Annotated in this window: 15 protein-coding genes; 6 read left to right on the top strand and 9 right to left on the bottom strand. The window is 69.5% G+C overall.

Translation table 11 applies throughout. The features are described from left to right. Window positions 1–2 precede the first annotated feature (2 nt). Window positions 3–446: a heat shock protein transcriptional repressor HspR gene (locus I4J89_RS03240; protein WP_196412304.1), complete on the top strand. Its 444-nt coding sequence runs from the start codon at window positions 3–5 to the stop codon at window positions 444–446. Window positions 447–516: 70 nt separating this feature from the next. Here I4J89_RS03240 and I4J89_RS03235 read toward each other — a convergent pair whose 3' ends face one another. The 4 genes from I4J89_RS03235 to I4J89_RS03220 form a co-directional block, all read right to left on the bottom strand. Next, window positions 517–963, bottom strand: coding sequence for a hypothetical protein (locus tag I4J89_RS03235; RefSeq protein ID WP_196412303.1), 447 nt, complete (start codon window positions 961–963; stop codon window positions 517–519). 187 nt (window positions 964–1,150) lie between these two features. After that, complete coding sequence (locus I4J89_RS03230; protein ID WP_230858358.1) at window positions 1,151–2,302, bottom strand: cation:proton antiporter; 1,152 nt, start codon at window positions 2,300–2,302, stop codon at window positions 1,151–1,153. 65 nt (window positions 2,303–2,367) lie between these two features. Further along, window positions 2,368–2,865: a cation:proton antiporter regulatory subunit gene (locus I4J89_RS03225; protein WP_196412301.1), complete on the bottom strand. Its 498-nt coding sequence runs from the start codon at window positions 2,863–2,865 to the stop codon at window positions 2,368–2,370. A 69-nt stretch (window positions 2,866–2,934) separates the two neighbouring features. Beyond that, complete coding sequence (locus I4J89_RS03220; RefSeq protein WP_309238167.1) at window positions 2,935–4,140, bottom strand: sugar efflux transporter; 1,206 nt, start codon at window positions 4,138–4,140, stop codon at window positions 2,935–2,937. A 113-nt stretch (window positions 4,141–4,253) separates the two neighbouring features. On the opposite strand from I4J89_RS03220, the gene clpB reads away from it, so the two are divergent. After that, window positions 4,254–6,839 carry an ATP-dependent chaperone ClpB gene (gene clpB, locus I4J89_RS03215; protein WP_196412300.1) on the top strand — a complete coding sequence of 862 codons (2,586 nt, stop codon included), beginning with the start codon at window positions 4,254–4,256 and terminating at the stop codon, window positions 6,837–6,839. Window positions 6,840–6,884: 45 nt separating this feature from the next. Here clpB and I4J89_RS03210 read toward each other — a convergent pair whose 3' ends face one another. Further along, window positions 6,885–7,061: a hypothetical protein gene (locus tag I4J89_RS03210; RefSeq protein ID WP_196412299.1), complete on the bottom strand. Its 177-nt coding sequence runs from the start codon at window positions 7,059–7,061 to the stop codon at window positions 6,885–6,887. Window positions 7,062–7,405: 344 nt separating this feature from the next. On the opposite strand from I4J89_RS03210, the gene I4J89_RS03205 reads away from it, so the two are divergent. The 4 genes from I4J89_RS03205 to I4J89_RS03190 all read left to right on the top strand — a co-directional run bounded on the left by I4J89_RS03205 (window position 7,406) and on the right by I4J89_RS03190 (window position 11,539). Continuing rightward, complete coding sequence (locus I4J89_RS03205) at window positions 7,406–8,581, top strand: hypothetical protein (protein WP_196412298.1); 1,176 nt, start codon at window positions 7,406–7,408, stop codon at window positions 8,579–8,581. Window positions 8,582–8,679: 98 nt separating this feature from the next. Continuing rightward, window positions 8,680–9,543: a hypothetical protein gene (locus tag I4J89_RS51240; RefSeq protein WP_196412297.1), complete on the top strand. Its 864-nt coding sequence runs from the start codon at window positions 8,680–8,682 to the stop codon at window positions 9,541–9,543. An 853-nt stretch (window positions 9,544–10,396) separates the two neighbouring features. Beyond that, entirely contained in the window at window positions 10,397–10,774 is a 378-nt protein-coding gene (locus tag I4J89_RS03195) for an ArsR/SmtB family transcription factor (RefSeq protein ID WP_014440216.1), read from the top strand. Between the two features lie 87 nt (window positions 10,775–10,861). Beyond that, window positions 10,862–11,539, top strand: a complete 678-nt coding sequence (locus tag I4J89_RS03190; RefSeq protein ID WP_196412296.1) for a class II aldolase/adducin family protein — start codon at window positions 10,862–10,864, stop codon at window positions 11,537–11,539. A 232-nt stretch (window positions 11,540–11,771) separates the two neighbouring features. On the opposite strand, the gene I4J89_RS03185 is transcribed toward I4J89_RS03190, so the two are convergent. The 4 genes from I4J89_RS03185 to I4J89_RS03170 form a co-directional block, all read right to left on the bottom strand. Continuing rightward, window positions 11,772–12,848, bottom strand: a complete 1,077-nt coding sequence (locus I4J89_RS03185) for a DedA family protein (protein ID WP_373688089.1) — start codon at window positions 12,846–12,848, stop codon at window positions 11,772–11,774. Window positions 12,849–12,934: 86 nt separating this feature from the next. Beyond that, window positions 12,935–15,430, bottom strand: coding sequence for a polynucleotide kinase-phosphatase (locus I4J89_RS03180; protein WP_196412295.1), 2,496 nt, complete (start codon window positions 15,428–15,430; stop codon window positions 12,935–12,937). After that, the gene (locus I4J89_RS03175; RefSeq protein WP_196412294.1) at window positions 15,427–16,791 is read right to left on the bottom strand and encodes a 3' terminal RNA ribose 2'-O-methyltransferase Hen1; all 1,365 of its coding nucleotides are present in this window, start codon (window positions 16,789–16,791) and stop codon (window positions 15,427–15,429) included. The genes I4J89_RS03180 and I4J89_RS03175 overlap by 4 nt, the downstream gene beginning before the upstream one ends. A gap of 54 nt (window positions 16,792–16,845) precedes the next feature. Beyond that, the gene (locus tag I4J89_RS03170) at window positions 16,846–17,031 is read right to left on the bottom strand and encodes a hypothetical protein (protein WP_196412293.1); all 186 of its coding nucleotides are present in this window, start codon (window positions 17,029–17,031) and stop codon (window positions 16,846–16,848) included. Window positions 17,032–17,316 lie beyond the last annotated feature (285 nt).

Raw genomic sequence — 17,316 nt, 5'->3', positions numbered from 1 at the left:
ACATGTATGAAGAGATCAGCATCTCGGTGGACCAGGCCTCCGACGCGAAGGTCCTGATCATCTCGGTTGCCGCCCGGTTGGCCGGGATGCACCCACAAACGCTCCGCCAGTACGACCGGCTCGGGCTGGTGCAGCCCGGCCGGGCCGGCGGGGGCGGGCGGCGGTACAGCGAGCGGGATGTCGCGCTGCTCCGTGAGGTGCAGCGGCTCAGCCAGGAGGACGGGGTCAACCTGGCCGGTATCAAGCGCATCATCGGCCTGGAGCAGCTGGTCGGCGACCTCCAGCAGCGGGTGGCCGAGCTGGAGCATCAGCTCGACGAGGCGTACTCGCGGATCGCCCAGATGGAGGCGATGAGCAGCCCGTACGCGAGCCGGGACCTGGTACCTCAGGAACGGCACTCGACGGCGCTGGTCGTCTGGCGTCCGCGCCGCTCGCCGGATAAATGAGCAACGGCGGCCCCCTCTCGGGAGGGGCCGCCGTTACAACTCGTAGTGACCGGATGAATACCCAGCGTGGTCAGCGTCGGTTGAAGAGACCGAGCCGCCGCGGGTGGCGGACCAGGCCGCCCTCCATCCAGTCGTGGTGATCGAACAGTTCCGGCCGGGTCATCAGGACGCGACAGTTGTGCGCCCAGATCTGCATCGGCTCGTCGCCGACCTCTTCGGCGCGCTCCACGAATTTCTTCAGCCGGCGCTTGCGCTGGCTGCTCGCGTTCTGCCGCACGCCGTCGGCCGCGTAGATGTACATGCAGTGCTGCGCGAACCGCCGTGCCGGGCACTGCCGGTCCATGGCCAGTTCGAACAGGGTCGGGCCGAGTACATCGCCCGCGATCAACAGATCCCAGTCCTTCGGCATGCTGCTCAGGGGGACTGAGTCGGGGTTGTATGCCCAGGACTGCAGCTCGTCCGGCCGGGGATCCACGGGGTTGCCGAATCCGAGGAATGTCGCTTCTCGCACGCTCACGCCGCCGCCTCACTCAACCGTTGACAGCGTGCGACCGGCATCCCACTGCCAGTCGCAAGTGTCGTACATCCCAATACTCTGAGTCGTCGCCGCGCAACGTTAGCGCGCTGAGTGTTTCTAGGGAAGCGTCAAGAGCTCACATTCAGATACTGGGCAGTAACTTTAGGCTTTCCTATGGAGACGCAGGTCACTCGGGGGTCGGCAGCGGTTTTGTGGCACGTTGTTGAGCCGCCATCCGGCGCCGAACCAGCTCTTTGAACCACCGGTAGTCGGGCAGGCGCGCCAGCATCGGCCCGGTCACCACGGTGATCAACACGTACGCCGTGGCGAGCGGGGCGAGCCGCGGGTCCACTCCGTACGCGACTGCCAGGCCGGCGATGACCACCGAGAATTCACCCCTGGGCATCAGCGCCAGACCGGCGCGGAGCCGGCCCGGCAGCGCGATACCCACCCGGCGGGCGGCCAGGTAGCCGGTGATCACCTTGGTCAGCATGGTGAGCACGGCCAGGCCCAGAGCGGGCAGCAGGACCGGTGGCACGTCGGCCGGATCCGTGGACAGCCCGAAGAAGACGAAGAACACCGCGGCGAACAGGTCGCGCAGCGGCGAGAGTATCTGGGTGGCGTGATGAGCCACCGGCCCGGAGAGCGCGATGCCGACCAGGAAGGCGCCGACCGCCTCGGAGACCTTCAGCTCGCCGGCCACCCCGGCGATGAAGAGCGTCAGTCCGAGAACGCTGAGCAGCAGGGCCTCCGGGTCCTTCACCGACATGAAGCGGCTGATCTCGCCGCCGTACCGGATCGCCACGACCAGGACCGCGATCACCGTGACCACCGCGACGCCGAGCGTGCTCAGCCCGGGAATCAACCCGGACCCGGCCAGCACCGCCGTGGCGATCGGCAGGTAGAAGGCCATCGCCAGGTCCTCGATCACCAGCACCGAGAGGATCACCGGAGTCTCCCGGTTACCGACCCGGCCCAGGTCGCTGAGCACCTTGGCGATCACGCCGGACGAGGAGACCCAGGTGATGCCGGCCAGCACCAGGGCGGCCTCCCAGCCCCAGCCGAGGAGGAAGGCGAACGCCGCACCGGGCAACGCGTTCAGCAGCATGTCGATCAGGCCGGCCGGTGCCGCCGAGCGAAGGTTGTCCACCAGTTCGTCGGCGGAGTACTCCAGGCCCAGCATCACCAGGAGCAGGATCACGCCGATCTGGGCTCCGATGCCGATGAACTCCTCGCTGGCCGAGAGCGGGATCACCCCACCGTGCCCGAACGCCAGGCCGGCCAGTAGATAGAGCGGGATCGGGGAGAGACCGAAGCGGCGGCCCAGACGACCGAGCATGCCGAGGCCGAACAGCAGCGCGCCGATCTCGATGAGCAGGATCGTCGTGTGGTGCTGCACGGCGCTCAGCCGTCGTCGTCGCCGGCCAGGATGGCGGTGACGCCGTCCAGGCCCTTGCGGGTGCCGACCGCCACCACCACGTCGTTCGCCTCGAACTTGAACGCGGGACCCGGGGAGGCGATCACCTCCCGATCGCGGAGCACAGCCACGATGGAGGCGCCGGTACGGCTACGGGTGCGGGTGTCGCCCAGCTTGCGGCCCACGAACGGGGAGCCGGCGGGCAGGGCGATCTGCTCGGTGAGCAGGCCGGCCGCCTGCTGCCGGAGGCCGGCCAGCTGACCCAGCATCAGCGACGCGCCGAGGACGTCGGCCAGGGCCTCCGCCTCGTCGTCGGTGAGCGGGATCGAGGCCAGGCTCGAGTCGGGATCGTCCACGTCGTACAGGACCAGGTCGCGGCGGCCGTTGCGGTGCGAGACCACCCCGACCGTACGACCGGAGGAGGTCACCAGGTCATGGCGGACGCCGATTCCCGGCAGCGGAGTCTGTTCCACCCGTACGCGCACGACGCCAACGTTAGCCCGCAGATCGACGGTTCCAGCCCCGAACCAGACGGACCGGCCGGATCAGTCGTATTACGCCTGGTCGACGGCCGTTTGCGGGGCGGGTTCGGCGGGTTGCCCCGAGTTCGAGGCCGGTGGCCGGAAGATCAGCAGCAGGAGCAGGCCCAGCGCGCTCAAACCTAGGTTCAGCCCGTACGCCAGGCGGAAGCCGAACTCCTGGGCGAGGCCGAAGAGCGGAGCGGCGAGGATCTGCGCGATCGGGAAGGTGTTGGTGAACATCGTCGTGGCCCGGCCCGGGTAGCGGGGCATCATGTCCTGGAAGTAGGAGATGCCCAGGCCGGAGACCGCGGCGATCAGGATGGCGTTCGGGACCTGGGCGGCCGCCAGCATCCACACCGACGTGGCCGACCAGGCAAGGGCCTGGTAGAGGACTCCGCAGGCGGCGCCGACCAGAATGATCCGGCGAATCGGGAGCCGGGTGGAGAGCCAGCCGAAGCCCAGCATCAGCGGGATCTCCAGCGCGGCGCACAGGCCCAGGACCAGGCCCGCGTCGCCGACCGAGCCGCCCAGCTCGGTGCTCGCGAACAACGGCATCGCCTGGACGCCGAGCACCATGGAGGTCTGCATCAGTGCGAAGCCGACCAGGATCGGGTAGACCACCCGAGGCGGGCGGGCCGAGTGGGTCTCGCCGTCCCGGGGTGCGGCCGGGGCCTCCATCTCGGGCAGCCAGCGCACCGCCACGAGCGCGGCCACCAGGTACAAGATCGAGGCGGTGCCGTAGACGTACCGGAAGTCGCCGGCCTCCAGGAGGAAGGCGGCGAGCGCCGGGCCGCCGACCCAGGCGATCGAGAACACGGTGCGGAGCATGCTGATGCCCATCGCGGCCCGGCTGGGATCGTCACGTTGGAGCGCCTGTCGCGCGTACGCGAAGGATTGGGGGAAGAGTGACCCGGCGATGGCCGTCGCCGTCGCGGTCAGAGCGAGCAGCACCCAGTAATCGCGGATGAAGGCGGTGAGGCCGGCGCCGGCGCAGCCGGCCAGGGCGGCGATGATCAGCAGAGTGCGTCGCATCGGCCGCCGGTCCGAGATGCGGCCGATCGCCCAGGACATCGCCACGCCGGAGAGCGAGGCGGTCACCAGGAAGAAGGTCGCCTGAACCGGGCTCGCCTCGACCGCCGTGCTGAGAAACAGGCCGAGGAACGGTCCGACCACCGCGGTGGCGATGCCGGTGGTCAGGAACATCAGGCCGAGAGGAACGAACCGCCGGGACAGGGACACGACTGCTTACGTTACGGCTTCTTACCTGTTGGCGGCCCGGTGCGGTGTTGACCGTCACCGCTGGCGACACCGCGCTAAAGTTGAGCGGAACGCGCTCAAGTCTTGGGGAGCTGATGAACACCGAACGTCTGACCACCAAGAGCCGCGAAGTGATCACCGCGGCGGTCGCCGACGCGGGTCGGCGCGGACACGCCACGGTGGAGCCGTGGCACCTGCTGCTGTCGCTGCTGGATACCGGGGGATCCACCGCGACCGCACTGCTGAGGGCGGTCGGAGCCAACCCGGCGGACATCCGCCGTGCCGCCGCTCGAGCGATCGAGCAACTTCCCTCCGCGCGCGGGGCCAGTACGGTCGAGCCCGGCCTGTCCCGCGAGTTCGTCAACGCCATCGGCTCGGCCGATCTGATCGCCAAACCGCTCGGCGACGAGTACGTGTCGACCGAGCACCTGCTTGCCGGCCTGGCGCGGGTCGGCGGCGTGGTGAGCGGGGCACTGAAGGACGCCGGTGCCACCGAGGACGCGCTGGTCGCGGCGTTCCCGCAGGTTCGTGGCGGTGACCGGCGAGTCACCACGGCCGATCCGGAGCAGACGTACCAGGCGTTGGAGAAGTACAGCGTCGACCTGACCGCGCTGGCCCGGGACGGCAAGATTGACCCGGTGATCGGGCGGGACGCCGAGATCCGCCGGGTGGTGCAGGTGCTGTCCCGGCGTACCAAGAACAACCCGGTGCTGATCGGCGAGCCGGGCGTCGGCAAGACCGCCATCGTCGAAGGACTGGCGCAGCGGATCGTGGCCGGCGACGTGCCGGAGACCCTGCGCGACAAGAAGCTGGTCTCGCTCGACCTCGGCGCGATGGTCGCCGGCGCGCAGTACCGCGGCCAGTTCGAGGAGCGGCTGAAGAGCGTCCTCGAGGAGATCCGCAACTCGAACGGGCAGGTCGTCACCTTCCTCGACGAGCTGCACACGGTCGTCGGCGCAGGCAAGGGCGAGGGCTCGATGGACGCCGGCAACATGCTCAAGCCGATGCTCGCCCGTGGTGAGCTGCGGATGGTCGGCGCTACCACGCTGGACGAGTACCGCGAGCACATCGAGAAGGACCCGGCCCTGGAGCGGCGTTTCCAGCCGGTCGTGGTCGGCGAGCCCACGGTCGAGGACACCATCGGCATCCTGCGCGGCCTCAAGGGGCGGTACGAGGCGCATCATCGCGTACAGATCACCGATGCCGCCCTGGTCGCGGCCGCCAGCCTGTCGGACCGCTACATCAGCGACCGGTTCCTGCCGGACAAGGCGATCGACCTGATCGACGAGGCCGCCTCCCGGCTCCGCATGGAGATCGACTCCCGGCCGGTCGAGCTGGACCAGCTGCAACGCCAGGTGGACCGGATGCGGGTGGAGAAGCTGGCACTGGAGAAGGAGACCGACCCGGCCTCGGTGGCCCGGCTGGAACGCCTGGTGGCCGACCTCGCCGACCGCGAGGAGGAGCTCACCGCGCTGAACGCCCGGTGGGAGCGCGAGCGCGGCGGCCTGAACCGGGTCGGCGAGCTGAAGAAGCAGCTCGACGAGGCCCGGGCCGCCCAGGAGCGGGCGCAGCGTGACGGCGAGCTGCTCGAGGCGTCCCGCCTGCTCTACGAGGTGATTCCGGCTCTGGAGAAGGAGATGCAGGCCGCATCCGACTCCGAGCAGGAGGACAACGAGCCGCCGATGGTCAAGGAGGAGGTCGGCGCCGACGACATCGCCGAGGTGGTCTCGTCGTGGACCGGCATCCCGGCCGGCCGGATGATGGAGGGCGAGACCGCCAAGCTGTTGCGCATGGAGGAGTCGCTGCAGGCCAAGGTGATCGGCCAGAAGGAGGCCATCGCCGCGGTCGCCGGGGCGGTCCGCCGGGCGCGGGCCGGCATCGCCGACCCGGACCGGCCCACCGGCAGCTTCCTCTTCCTCGGTCCCACCGGCGTCGGCAAGACCGAGCTGGTCAAGGCCCTGGCGGGCTTCCTCTTCGACGACGAGCGGGCGATGGTCCGCATCGACATGAGCGAGTACGGGGAGAAGCACTCGGTGGCCCGGCTGGTCGGCGCCCCGCCCGGTTACGTCGGGTACGAGGAGGGCGGCCAGCTCACCGAGGCGGTGCGGCGCCGGCCGTACAGCGTGGTGCTGCTGGACGAGGTGGAGAAGGCCCACCCCGACGTCTTCGACCTGCTGCTCCAGGTGCTCGACGACGGCCGGTTGACCGACGGCCAGGGGCGTACGGTCGACTTCCGCAACACCATCCTGGTGCTCACCTCGAACCTCGGGTCGGCGAACTCCGACTTCACCATGAGCGACGAGGAGCGCCACGATGAGGTGCTGGCCGCGGTCCGGGCGCACTTCAAGCCGGAGTTCCTGAACCGGCTGGACGACATCGTGGTCTTCCACGCCCTCACCAAGAGCGACCTGACGGCCATCGTCGACATCCAGCTCGCCCGGTTGCGCAACCGGCTCGCGGACCGGCGGCTCGACCTGGACGTCACCCCCGCTGCGGTGGACTGGCTGGGCGAGCACGGATACGACCCGATCTACGGCGCCCGCCCGCTGCGCCGCCTGATCCAGTCGGCGATCGGCGACCAGCTGGCCAAGGCGCTGCTGGCCGGCGAGATCCGCGACGGCGACACCGTGGCGGTCGAGCTGGGCGAGGCCAAGGAGGGCCTCGCGGTCCGGCGCGGCTGATCACGTACCCGAAAAAGGGCCCCGGGGTTTCCCGGGGCCCTTTTTCTACTGCTCTGCCTCCCGTTGCCGGTAGGCGTGTGTCATGAGGATGTCCGTGATGGCGTGCTCGCCGTCCGCGGACCAGATCCGTATCCCGTTGCGGTGCAGCTGGTACCGGACGTCTTTGAACCTCGTCCGGGTGTCGTCATGGTGAATGACGGTGAGCGTGTCGGCATGGGGCATGGAAGTCACCGGTCCTGAAGTCTGGGGCGGCCGCGGCGTGGTCACGCGGCCTGCCTATTGGGATAGGTGCCGTAAGCCGGTCTGCCTCGGCCCCGGAGACCTGTGCTCGGGGCGGGCGACTCGTGCGGGCAAGGCGTGCCGCTGGAGGAACCTGTTGCCAGCTGGACGCCACGGGGTCGAAGTCTAGGTGGCCGTGCGAAGCCGTGTCGCCCCCCGAACGAGCGACCTTTTGGGGTGGTTGAGGCCATCGTTGCCCGATGTTGCCACACGGTTGCCGACCGTGAGACCCGGTCGCGGGATATGGCCTCCGACCGATACCGTAAATGGATCTAGAGGAGGGCAGTGTGACCGTTCCCACATATTCATCACCAAATCCGGCACCGTCCCCGCGGCCGGCGCGGCCGGTCACCGTGACCCTGGCGTCGCTCCTGCTCTACGGCGTCGCGGCGGCGCAGCTGCTGATCGCCGTCGTGCTGCTGGCGACTCTGGGCGACGTGGAGGACGCCTACGTCACCTCGTACGGCGGCACCGAGTTCGACAGCGAGGTGGGCAGCGTCATCAAGGCCACGCTCGTCGTCTTCGCCGGGCTCTACGTAATCATCGCGGTCGGGCTGGTGACCCTGTCGATCTTGAATGGCCTCGGCAAGAACCCGGCCCGGATCGTCACCTGGGTCTTCGCCGGCATCGGGCTCTGCTGCAACACCGGTGCCCTGCTCGACTCGGTGCCCGGTGCGGTGACCACCAGTACGACCGAGGGCGGGCCGACCGACCAGCAGTTCGAGGCGACCCTCACCGACACGCTGCCGAGCTGGTACACGCCGGTGGTGATGACGCTTACCGTGCTGACCCTGATCGCGCTCATCGCTGTGATCATCCTGCTGGCGCTGCCGAAGTCGAACGCCTACTTCCGCAAGCCGGTGGCCTGGAACCCGGCCGGGCAGTATCCGGGCTACCCCGGATACCAGCCGGGGGCGTACGGGCAGCCGGGGTATCCCGCTTACGGCCAGCCGTATCCGGGTCAGCCGGGTTCTGGGCCGCCGTATCCGGGTCAGCCGGGCTCTGGGCCGCCGTATCCGGGTCAGCCGGGTTCTGCGCCGCCGTATCCGGGTCAGCCGGGTTCTGCGCCGCCGTATCCGGGTCAGCCGGGTTCTGCGCCGCCCTATCCCGGCCAGCCGGGTTCCGCGCCCTCCTATCCGGGCCAGCCGGGCCAGCCGGGCTCTGCTCCGCCGTACCCCGGCCAGCCGGGTTCCGCCGGGCCGTACCCCGGCCAGCCGAATCCGTACGGCACGCCGCACTCGAGCGCACCGAGCGGCTACCCCGGACACCTCGGCACGCCGGAGCAGTACGGCCAGCCGGGCCAGCCGGCACCGGGCCTGCCGCCGTACCCCGGCCAGCACGGCACTCACACCCCGGGTTCTGGGCAACCGGCCAGCGATCCCTGGGCCGCACCGCCGCCCAGCGGTGACCAGCCGCCGGCGGAGGACGACCGGCAACAGCGGCCGCCGACCGACCCGGCCTGATCGAATTCGGACCGGACCTCCTCCGAGAGGTCCGGTCCGGCCACGTGAACGCACAGCAGGCGGTAGGTTTTTGCCAGCCGACCCTGCGGGAGCCATCGATGTCGTACGCCGTCCAGCCGCCCGTCGTCGCGCCGCCGGCCCGGTCTCGGCCCGCCGCCGTCACGACAGCCGTCGTTCTGCTCTGGACCATGGCAGTGGTCGGGCTCGCGTACGCGATCGGCATGGTGGCGATCGCGCCCGGCACCATCGACCGGTTCCGGGATGCCACCGGGGACACCGATCAGGTCGAGTCGTTCATCTCGGTGATCTGGATCGACGCCGCGGTCGCCCTCGTGATGGCGGTCCTGGTGGTCGCCCTCTTCGCCGTCCTCGGGGTGGGTCTGCGTCGGGGCAGCCGCCTGGCCCGGGGCGTCACGCTGGGTATCTGTGTTCTCGGCTTCCTGGCGGGCATCGGTTCGCTGCTGGCGATCGCGGGTCAGCGGGCCGGTGAGGCGCTGCCGGGCTCGGTCGGGGCGGCGCTGGGTGCGGCGTACCCGAACGGCTGGATCAGCCTGAACGTCGCGGTGGCCGCCGCTCAGGTGCTCGCCTACCTGGTGGTGGCGGTCCTCCTACTGCTGGCGCCGCGGCCGTTCTTCGCAAGCGGCAGCGCGGCAAGCGGCAACCCGCCGGCCCACCCCCACCTCGGCGGCTATCCGTACCCAGCGCCGGGAAATTGGCCCGGCGCGCCGGCCGGATACGGGCAGCCGCCGGCTTATCCCGGGCCCGGCGCCTACCCGCCGGCCGGCTGGGGGTATCCGGCATATCAGCCGCAGAGTGCTCCGGTGCCTCCACACTCGACCACCGGTGACGACCACCACACGTGGGCCCCGCCACAATCACCGCCCATACCGGGTCCCGAACAACCCACCAGTTCGTCCGAACAAACAGGAGAACGCGAGCCCGGGTCGCAACCGCGGGACTGAACTCTTCGGTAACTTCGCAAACCCGGTCCCGTATCGACGACTGTGGGTCACTCGAACGGGTACTGTCCGTTTCGGTTGCCGTCACTCGATCGGCTGTCCGGATAGATCTAGGTCGGCCAGTTGGTGGTTGTTTTCGCCTGGACGGACAAACGTGATTTCGGGGCTTCACAGCACCTTCACAGCCCACCCACCAGGTGATCCTGGGGGTTACGCGGGTACCGTACGGTCGTTACCTGCTTTGAGCTGCATCTATGGTCGCTGGAAAGGCTGAGATCCGTAGTAAGATCTGTAAACCTTGTTTACAGAGGCTGGCAAAGCCGTGGGTCAATAGTTCCGTTCCGCCCCGGCGGGGCGAAAGATTCCGGTTTCCTTCAAGCCAGTACGCTCGATGTCATGGAAGCACGGGACGACCTGCGTAAATTCATCACTGAATTGGCCGTCGCGCAGCGTGGCGTCGTGCTTTCATCGGGTCGTGAGCTGTTGGGTCGGAGAGTGGCGGTCAAATGATCGCGCAGTGCGGCGTGATGGAGTCGATGCGTTCTGTGCCGGGTCATCGTCGGGGATCGGTGAGCCGAAACAATCGACGAAATGACAATGTGGCCCGCCTCACTCCGGAGACGGGGATCGAGAGCTCGACACGGATGGGTAGCGACCAGATGGCGGCTGAGGCGTTGCAGAGGCAGAGACCGAAGTCGGTGTCGCGGTTTTGGTTGATCGGTTGAGCGTGTTGGCACAGACCGCCGACTCGCTGGGCTGATCGTCCGACCCGGCGATCGAAGTCGGCCTTACGGCCTGAAAGTTAGCCGGTTCGTTCCTGCATACATGCAGGAGAATCGATGCAGTTGGTGGAAGGATGGAGATCGTGGGAACTGCGTTGGCGGAAATGACTATGCCTCAGATCTCGCCGCTTGCCGGCGAGCCGATTGAACGCGCTGACGCCGAGCGCCTGGCGGGAGTGCTGAAGGCGCTCGCCGACCCGGCCCGGCTGCGGCTGCTTAGCCTTATCCAGTCCGCTACGGACGGTGAGGCTTGTGTCTGCGACCTGACGGCTCCTCTGGGCCTGTCGCAGCCGACTGTGAGCCACCACCTGCGGATCCTTACGGAGGCTGGTCTGCTCGAGCGGGAGAAGCGGGGTGTGTGGGCGTACTACCGGCTGGTGCCGACGGCCATCGCCACCATCGCCGACCTGCTGACGCCGCCGCGTAAGCGGGCCACCAAGAAGGCCCGCTGACCGTTGGGTATCGCCTGGCGTCACCGAGCATGGGGGTCGTGACGCCAGGCCGAGGACCTTTCGTCGAAGCGGATCGAGGAGGAACGGGTGAACTACGTTCCCGGCGACCTGCGTGATCAGCTCGCGCACGTGGGTTACGACGTGGTCCAAGCCGGCCTCGTGTGCGGATCGGGCGGCAACCTGTCCGCCCGCATCCCCGACGAGGACGCCATCTGGGTCACCGCGAGCGGCTCCTGGCTCGACCGGCTCAGCCGGAACACCTTCGCGCCGGTTCGGATCTCCGACGGTGAGCCCGCGATGATCGGCACCATGCCGCCACCGCGGATCGAGCCCACCAGCGAACTGGCGCTGCACCTCGCGCTCTACCGGGCGCGGCCCGACGTCAACGCGGTGGTCCATCTGCACCCGCAGACGGCCCTGCTGCTGGACGCGTTGGGCGAGCACATCCGGATCGTCACCACCGACCACGCGTTCTACCTACGGCGTGTGTCGATCGTGCCGTTCCGTCTCCCCGGCAGCACCGAACTGGCGGCTCTGACCGCGGCCATGGCCGCGGACGGCACCGACTGCCTGGTGCTCAGCCAGCACGGCTGCGTCGTGATGGGCGACTCCGTCGAACTGGCCCACAAGCGGGCCCGCAACCTGGAAGAGGCGGCCTCGCTCACCTACCGGGCGCTGGCGGCCGGCCGGCTGGAAAATCTGCGCGACTGCCCGGAAGAGTTCGCCGACCGGCTCCACGGCACCAGCGGCGCCGTCACGGTCTGATCTCCCGTGGTCGCGGTGGGCATTTCGGTTTCGCAACATCATCATCGGTACGCGTAACCGGCTGTCCCCGAAACCACACCTTCACCGAATCACCACGCGGGCACCTGCCTGCTCCCGGCCGAAGCGCGGGCTTCCGGCGCAAGTGGGTGGCAGGCGGCGCGCTCACAGCGACGACACCACAGAAACGGCCGGCCCCGGGTTACCCGGAGCCGGCCGTTTCTGTTGGTTCGTGTCAGCCGCGCGGCCACTGCTGGTCGTCGTACGGCTGCGGCTGCCCGTAGCCCTGCTGCCTCGGCTGAGGGGCCGGGGGCTGCCCGTACTGCTCCTGGTCGTACTGCGGCTGACCGTACGCCGGCTGTTGCTCGTAGCCGGGCTGCTGGCCGTACGTCTGTGGCGGCTGGCCGTAGGTCTGCGGCTGGCCGTAAGTCTGCGGCTGACCGTAGGTCTGCTGCGCCGGGTAGGCGTCCGGGGCCTGGTAGGCCGGCACCTGCTGGGCCGGGTGCGCCGGCTGCTGCTCGTGGCCGTGGTGGTGGTGCTTCTCGAACTCGTCGTGCGCGGCGTCGGCGAGGCCGGCGACGGTGGCCGCGGCGACCACACCGATCGCGGTGGCCGGCTCCGCGATGGACGTGCCCTTCTTCTTCGCCCGCCGCTCGCGCAGGATCTCGATGAGGATGGGCAGCACCGAGATCAGGATGATCAGCGCGACCACCGGCAGGATGTAGTGGTCGATCTGGTCGCCGATGGCGGCGTAGATCTGCTCGGCCAGCAGGTAGCCGATCAGGATGATGCCGTCGGTCCAGAGAATCGCGCCGACCACGTTCCAGATGAAGAACTGCTTGGCCGGCATGCCGAGGGTGCCCGCGACCGGGTTGAGGAACGTCCGGACGATCGGGATGAACCGGGCCAGCACCACGGCCTTGGCCGGGCCGAACTTCTCGAAGTAGTACTCGGCCTTCTCGACGTACTCCTTCTTGAACAGCTTCGAGTCCGGCTTGTCGAACATCCGCCGGCCGTACTTCGCGCCCAGCCAGTGCCCGAGCTGCGCGCCGACGATGGCGCAGATCGGCGCACCGATCAGCAGGCCGGCGATCGACAGCCGGGCACCCTCGCCGAAGATCGAGTCGGCTACGGCCGATGCCGCCACGCCCGCCAGGAACAGCAGGGAGTCACCCGGGAAGAAGAAACCGACCAGAAGGCCGGTCTCCGCGAAGAGGATGGCCAATACACCCGGCAACCCGAAGGCCTGGAGCAGATCCTTCGGGTCCATCGGGTTCAGGGCGAGCGGCTCGGTGAGCGCATGGATGTCCACGAGGAGCCAGGGTACCGGCCCGTTGCGGGCCGGTACCTGTATGAATGCTGTGGATGAGGCGTGCCCGGTAAGAACTGGCCGTACGGTCAGAGCCGCGGGTCGACCGGCTCGGACTCCGCGGCGAGGATGGCGAAGACCAGCTCGTGCACACGCCACGGCGGCGCGCCCTCGGCGAGCCGGTCCAGTGCCGCCAGACCCAGCCCGTGCTCACGCAGTGCGAGCGAACGCTTGCGGCCGAGGTTGCGCTGGCGCAGCCGGTCCAGCTGTTCCGGCCGGGTGTACTCGGGACCGTAGATGATCCGCAGGTACTCCCGCCCGCGGCACTTCACCCCGGGCTGCACGAGACGGCCGTTGTCGTCGGTGGCGGCGAGACCGGCCCACGGCTTGACCACCATGCCCTCGCCGCCGGCCGCGGTCAGCGCCAGCCACCAGTCGGTCGCGGCGGCCTCATCGGCCGGATCGGCCAGGTCGACGATCATGCGCCGGGTCGGCGTGAACAGTTGCGGGTCTGCCGCGACCAGGCGGTCCGCGAGCGCCAGGTGCCAGTCATGGTCCTTTTTCGCGTACGAGACGCCGGCGCCGGCGAGCACTGCGAAGGGAGCGAGCGTGACACCGGTGAGACCGTCGGTCGGCTTCACGTACGCCCGGTAGGCCGCCGAGTAGCCGTCGATCTCCGCCGACCGCAGCTCCAGGCGGTCCCGCAGAGCGGCGACGTCGAGCCCGCGAGCCGAGGCCTGGTCCAGCACCCGCAGCGCGGCCGGCAGGGCGGCCCGGCCGGCCGCGCCCACCCCGGCGTAGTGGTCGCGGATCAGCGAACCGGCCTTCGCCGACCACGGCAGCAGCTCGGCGTCGAGCAGCAGCCAGTCGCTGCCCAGCTCGGTGAAGAGCGGCCCGGCCGCGGCCCGGACCCGGGCGAGCAGTGGCTCGTCCAGCTCCGGCCCGAAGAACGGCCGGCCGGTACGGGTCCAGATCGCGTCGCCCGCACCGGACGCCGAGACCCGCACCACGGCCCGGGAACCCATGTGCTTCTCCTCGCAGACCACCCGGCTCACCCCGGCGGCGCGCAGCTCGGCGAAGGCGGACGACGGATGCTCGAGGTAGCCGTCGACGGTCGAGCTGGAGCACGGTGCCATGGTGGGCGGCAGCCAGACCAGCGTCTCCGGGTCGACCGAGAACCGTCCCATCACCTCCAGTGCGGCGGCCGCGTTCTCGGCGGGGACGGTCGTCCGCCCGTACCCGTAATCGATGTGCCTGCGACCGGTCACGTCCGCGATGTCCAGGCCCTGATCGGGTTTGGTCGCGACCGCGATCAGCGGTCGCACCGGGGCGTAGTACTCCTTCGCCGCCTGCACCGCGACCAGCTCGCGCGACGGCCAGCGCAGTGCGGTGAGCGCGCCGCCGAAGACGCAGCCGGTGTCCAGGCAGATGGTGTTGTTGATCCACTCCGGCTGCGGCGTGGGCACGTGACCGTAGACGACGGCGGCCGAACCGCGGTACTCCTTCGCCCACGGGTAGCGGACCGGCAGGCCGTACTCGTCGGTCTCGCCGGTGGTCTCGCCGTAGAGCGCGAAGCTGCGCACCCGGCCGGACGCCCGCCCGTGGTACGCCTCCTTCAGCCCGGCGTGCGCGACCACCAGCCCGCCGTCGTCGAGCACGTAGTGGCTGATCAGGCCGTCGATGAAGGCGCGCACCTCGGCGACGAAGGCCGGATCCTCGGACTCCAGCTGCTCCAGGGTCTCCGGCAGCCCGTGGGTGAGCTGGACGTTGCGCCCGTTCAGCTTGCGGGCGAGCTTCTGCTCGTGGTTACCCGGTACGCACAGCGCGTGCCCAGCCTTGACCATGCCCATGACCAGCCGCAGTACGCCCGGCGAGTCCGGCCCGCGATCGACCAGGTCGCCGACGAACACGGCCTTGCGCCCCTCCGGGTGCACGGCGTCCACCGGCCGACCCTGCTCGTCCCGGGTCAGCTCCCAGCCCAGCTTGCCGAGCAGCGCCTCCAGCTCGGCCCGGCAGCCGTGCACGTCGCCGACGATGTCGAACGGACCGTGCTCGGTGCGCAGGTCGTTGAAGAGCTTCTCGTAGCGGATCTCGGCGGCCGCGATCTCGTCGACGCCGCGCAGCACGTGAATCTTGCGGAATCCCTCGCGGGCCAGCTGGCCCAGCGAACGCCGCAGGTCACGGTGCATGCGGGTGACCACCTGACGACCGAAGGTACGGTCCTCGCGCGCCTGCGTCCGCTCCCAGGCCAGCGACTCCGGCACGTCCAGCACGATCGCCACCGGCAGCACGTCGTGCTCGCGGGCGACCTTGACCAGTCCGGCGCGGGCGTGGGTCTGGAGGTTGGTGGCGTCGACCACGGTGAGCCGGCCGGCCGCCAGTCGCTTGCCGGCCACGTAGTGCAGCACGTCGAAGGCGTCGGACGAGGCCGACTGATCGTTCTCGTCGTCCGCCACCAGGCCGCGGAAGAAGTCCGAGGAGAGGACCTGGGTCGGCTGGAAGTGCGTACGGGCGAAGGTCGACTTGCCGGAACCGGAGATGCCGACCAGCGCCACGAGCGACAGCTCGGGAACGTCGAGGATCATGCGGTCACCTCCGTGCTGATCGTGAAGAGGGCGAGCTGGGTCGGTGAGCCGGTGATCTCGTCCGGATCGCCGACACCGCGGACCGTCACGGCGTAGCCGTACTCCGTGGCGATCCGCGAAGCCCAGTCGGCGAACTCGGCGCGGGTCCACTCGAAGCGATGGTCCGAGTGCCGCATCCCGGTGAGGCCCTCGTAGTGCACGTTGTACTCCACGTTCGGCGTGGTCACGACGACGGCGGTGGGCCGTGCGTGGCCGAAGACCGCGGCCTCCAGGGCCGGCAGGCGCGGCAGGTCGACGTGCTCGATGACCTCCATCAGCACCGCGGCGTCGAAGCCGCGCAGCCGGTCGTCCCGATAGGTGAGTGCGGTCTGGATCAGCTTGATCCGGTCCTTCTGCCGCTCCGGGAGGCGGTCCAGGCGGAGCCGGCGGGCGGCCTGCTCGAGCGCGCGGCTGGAGACGTCGGCTCCGACGATCTCGGTGAACTGCCGGTTCTTCAGCAGTGCGGTGAGCAGGGCGCCGCCGCCGCAGCCCAGGTCGAGCACGCGGGCCGCGTTCACCTCGGTCAGTGCGGCGACGACCGCGTCGCGCCGCTGCTCGGCGAGCGGAGCCTTACGCGCGACGGGCAGCTCCTCTTCCTCTTCGGTGGCCGGCTCCTCCGCCTCCAGCAGCTGCAGAGCGGTGGTCGCGAGGGACCTGCGGTGCGCCAGGTAGCGGCGGGCGATCAGCACCTTCTCCGGGTGGCCGGCGAGCCAGCCCGCACCGGACCGCAGCAGCTTCTCGATCTCGTCCGGCGCGACCCAGTAGTGCTTCGCGTCGTCCAGGACCGGCAGCAGGATGTAGAGGTGGTTGAGGGCGTCGGCGAGCCGCAGCTCACCGACGAGACGCACGTCGACGTAACGGCTGTCGCCGCCGAGCTCGGCCTCGAGCGGGATCGGTGTCGCGGTCACGGTCCAGCCGAGCGGCGCGAAGAGGCGGGTGACCAGCTCGCTCGTGCCGCGCAGGGCCGGGACCCGGATCTCCAGCGGGAGCACCGACGCGGCCAGCTCCGGGCGGTCCTTGGAGGCGCCGCGCAGGGCGCTGCGGAAGACCTTGGCGAGGGCGCTCGCCAGCAGGCTGGAGGCGGCGTACGGGCGATCGTTGACGTACTGGCTCAGCTCGAAGGCGTCCTTCTGTGCCCGGAGCCGTTGCGGGTCGACGTCCAGCACCAGCGCGGCGGTGCACCGGTCGTCGGTGGCCTCCGGGTACATGACGTACGCCGTACCGGTGGGGACGTCGAAGGCATGGACCCTGTCGGGATGCTTGACCAGCAGGTATCCAAGATCGGTCGCGGGTCGGCGGGTGGTCGTCACGGTGAGAAGCACGCGACCGATGGTGGCAGCGCCGAGCGAATCGGGCGATCGATTTGCGGGCGGGAATCAGCGGTAGTCGTCGTCGAACTCGACGACCCGGCCCTGCTCCTGGGCGTCCCACTCGTTGGCCTCGGTGACCGCGGGTACCTCTTCCGGCTCGTCGTCCTGCCAGCTCGGGACCGCGACCCTGGCCTGCTCTGCCGCGTCGACCTCGGGCGTCTCCACGTCGACCTCGTCCATCGGGCGCGTCATCTCGGCTCCCTTCCGTTGTCGCCGGCTCGGCTCCTATCCATGGTGCGCGTTCCCCGGTTCCGATGCCGCACAAACCGGCATGTGCCAGCAATCAGCCGAGCCCGAACACAGAGAGCGAGCACAACCCCGGCACCACCAGCCGCGATCCGCCCCAGTAGTGCGGAGATGCCCCGAGGATGATCGCGCGATATGGGCTGAGTGCCGGAATCGCAGTGCGGTTTTCGGGGTGATTTCCGCTACGCACCGCAACTGCGGAATACTGCCTGCTGGAGGACAGCGCGGTCC

Source organism: Actinoplanes aureus, from assembly GCF_015704865.1.
Taxonomy (GTDB): Bacteria; Actinomycetota; Actinomycetes; order Mycobacteriales; family Micromonosporaceae; genus Actinoplanes; species Actinoplanes aureus.
Note: the sequence above shows the minus strand (reverse complement) of the source record. Positions and strands in the feature narration are given on the sequence as shown.

What these genes read in the sequence shown, in the direction of transcription:
- I4J89_RS03180 (WP_196412295.1), bottom strand. Translation starts at nt 15,430, where the DNA reads ATGATCCTCGACGTTCCCGAGCTGTCGCTCGTGGCGCTGGTCGGCATC.
- I4J89_RS03210 (WP_196412299.1), bottom strand. Translation starts at nt 7,061, where the DNA reads ATGCCCCATGCCGACACGCTCACCGTCATTCACCATGACGACACCCGG.
- I4J89_RS03195 (WP_014440216.1), top strand. Translation starts at nt 10,397, where the DNA reads ATGGAGATCGTGGGAACTGCGTTGGCGGAAATGACTATGCCTCAGATC.
- I4J89_RS03230 (WP_230858358.1), bottom strand. Translation starts at nt 2,302, where the DNA reads ATGCTCGGTCGTCTGGGCCGCCGCTTCGGTCTCTCCCCGATCCCGCTC.
- clpB (WP_196412300.1), top strand. Translation starts at nt 4,254, where the DNA reads ATGAACACCGAACGTCTGACCACCAAGAGCCGCGAAGTGATCACCGCG.
- I4J89_RS03240 (WP_196412304.1), top strand. Translation starts at nt 3, where the DNA reads ATGTATGAAGAGATCAGCATCTCGGTGGACCAGGCCTCCGACGCGAAG.
- I4J89_RS51240 (WP_196412297.1), top strand. Translation starts at nt 8,680, where the DNA reads ATGTCGTACGCCGTCCAGCCGCCCGTCGTCGCGCCGCCGGCCCGGTCT.
- I4J89_RS03170 (WP_196412293.1), bottom strand. Translation starts at nt 17,031, where the DNA reads ATGACGCGCCCGATGGACGAGGTCGACGTGGAGACGCCCGAGGTCGAC.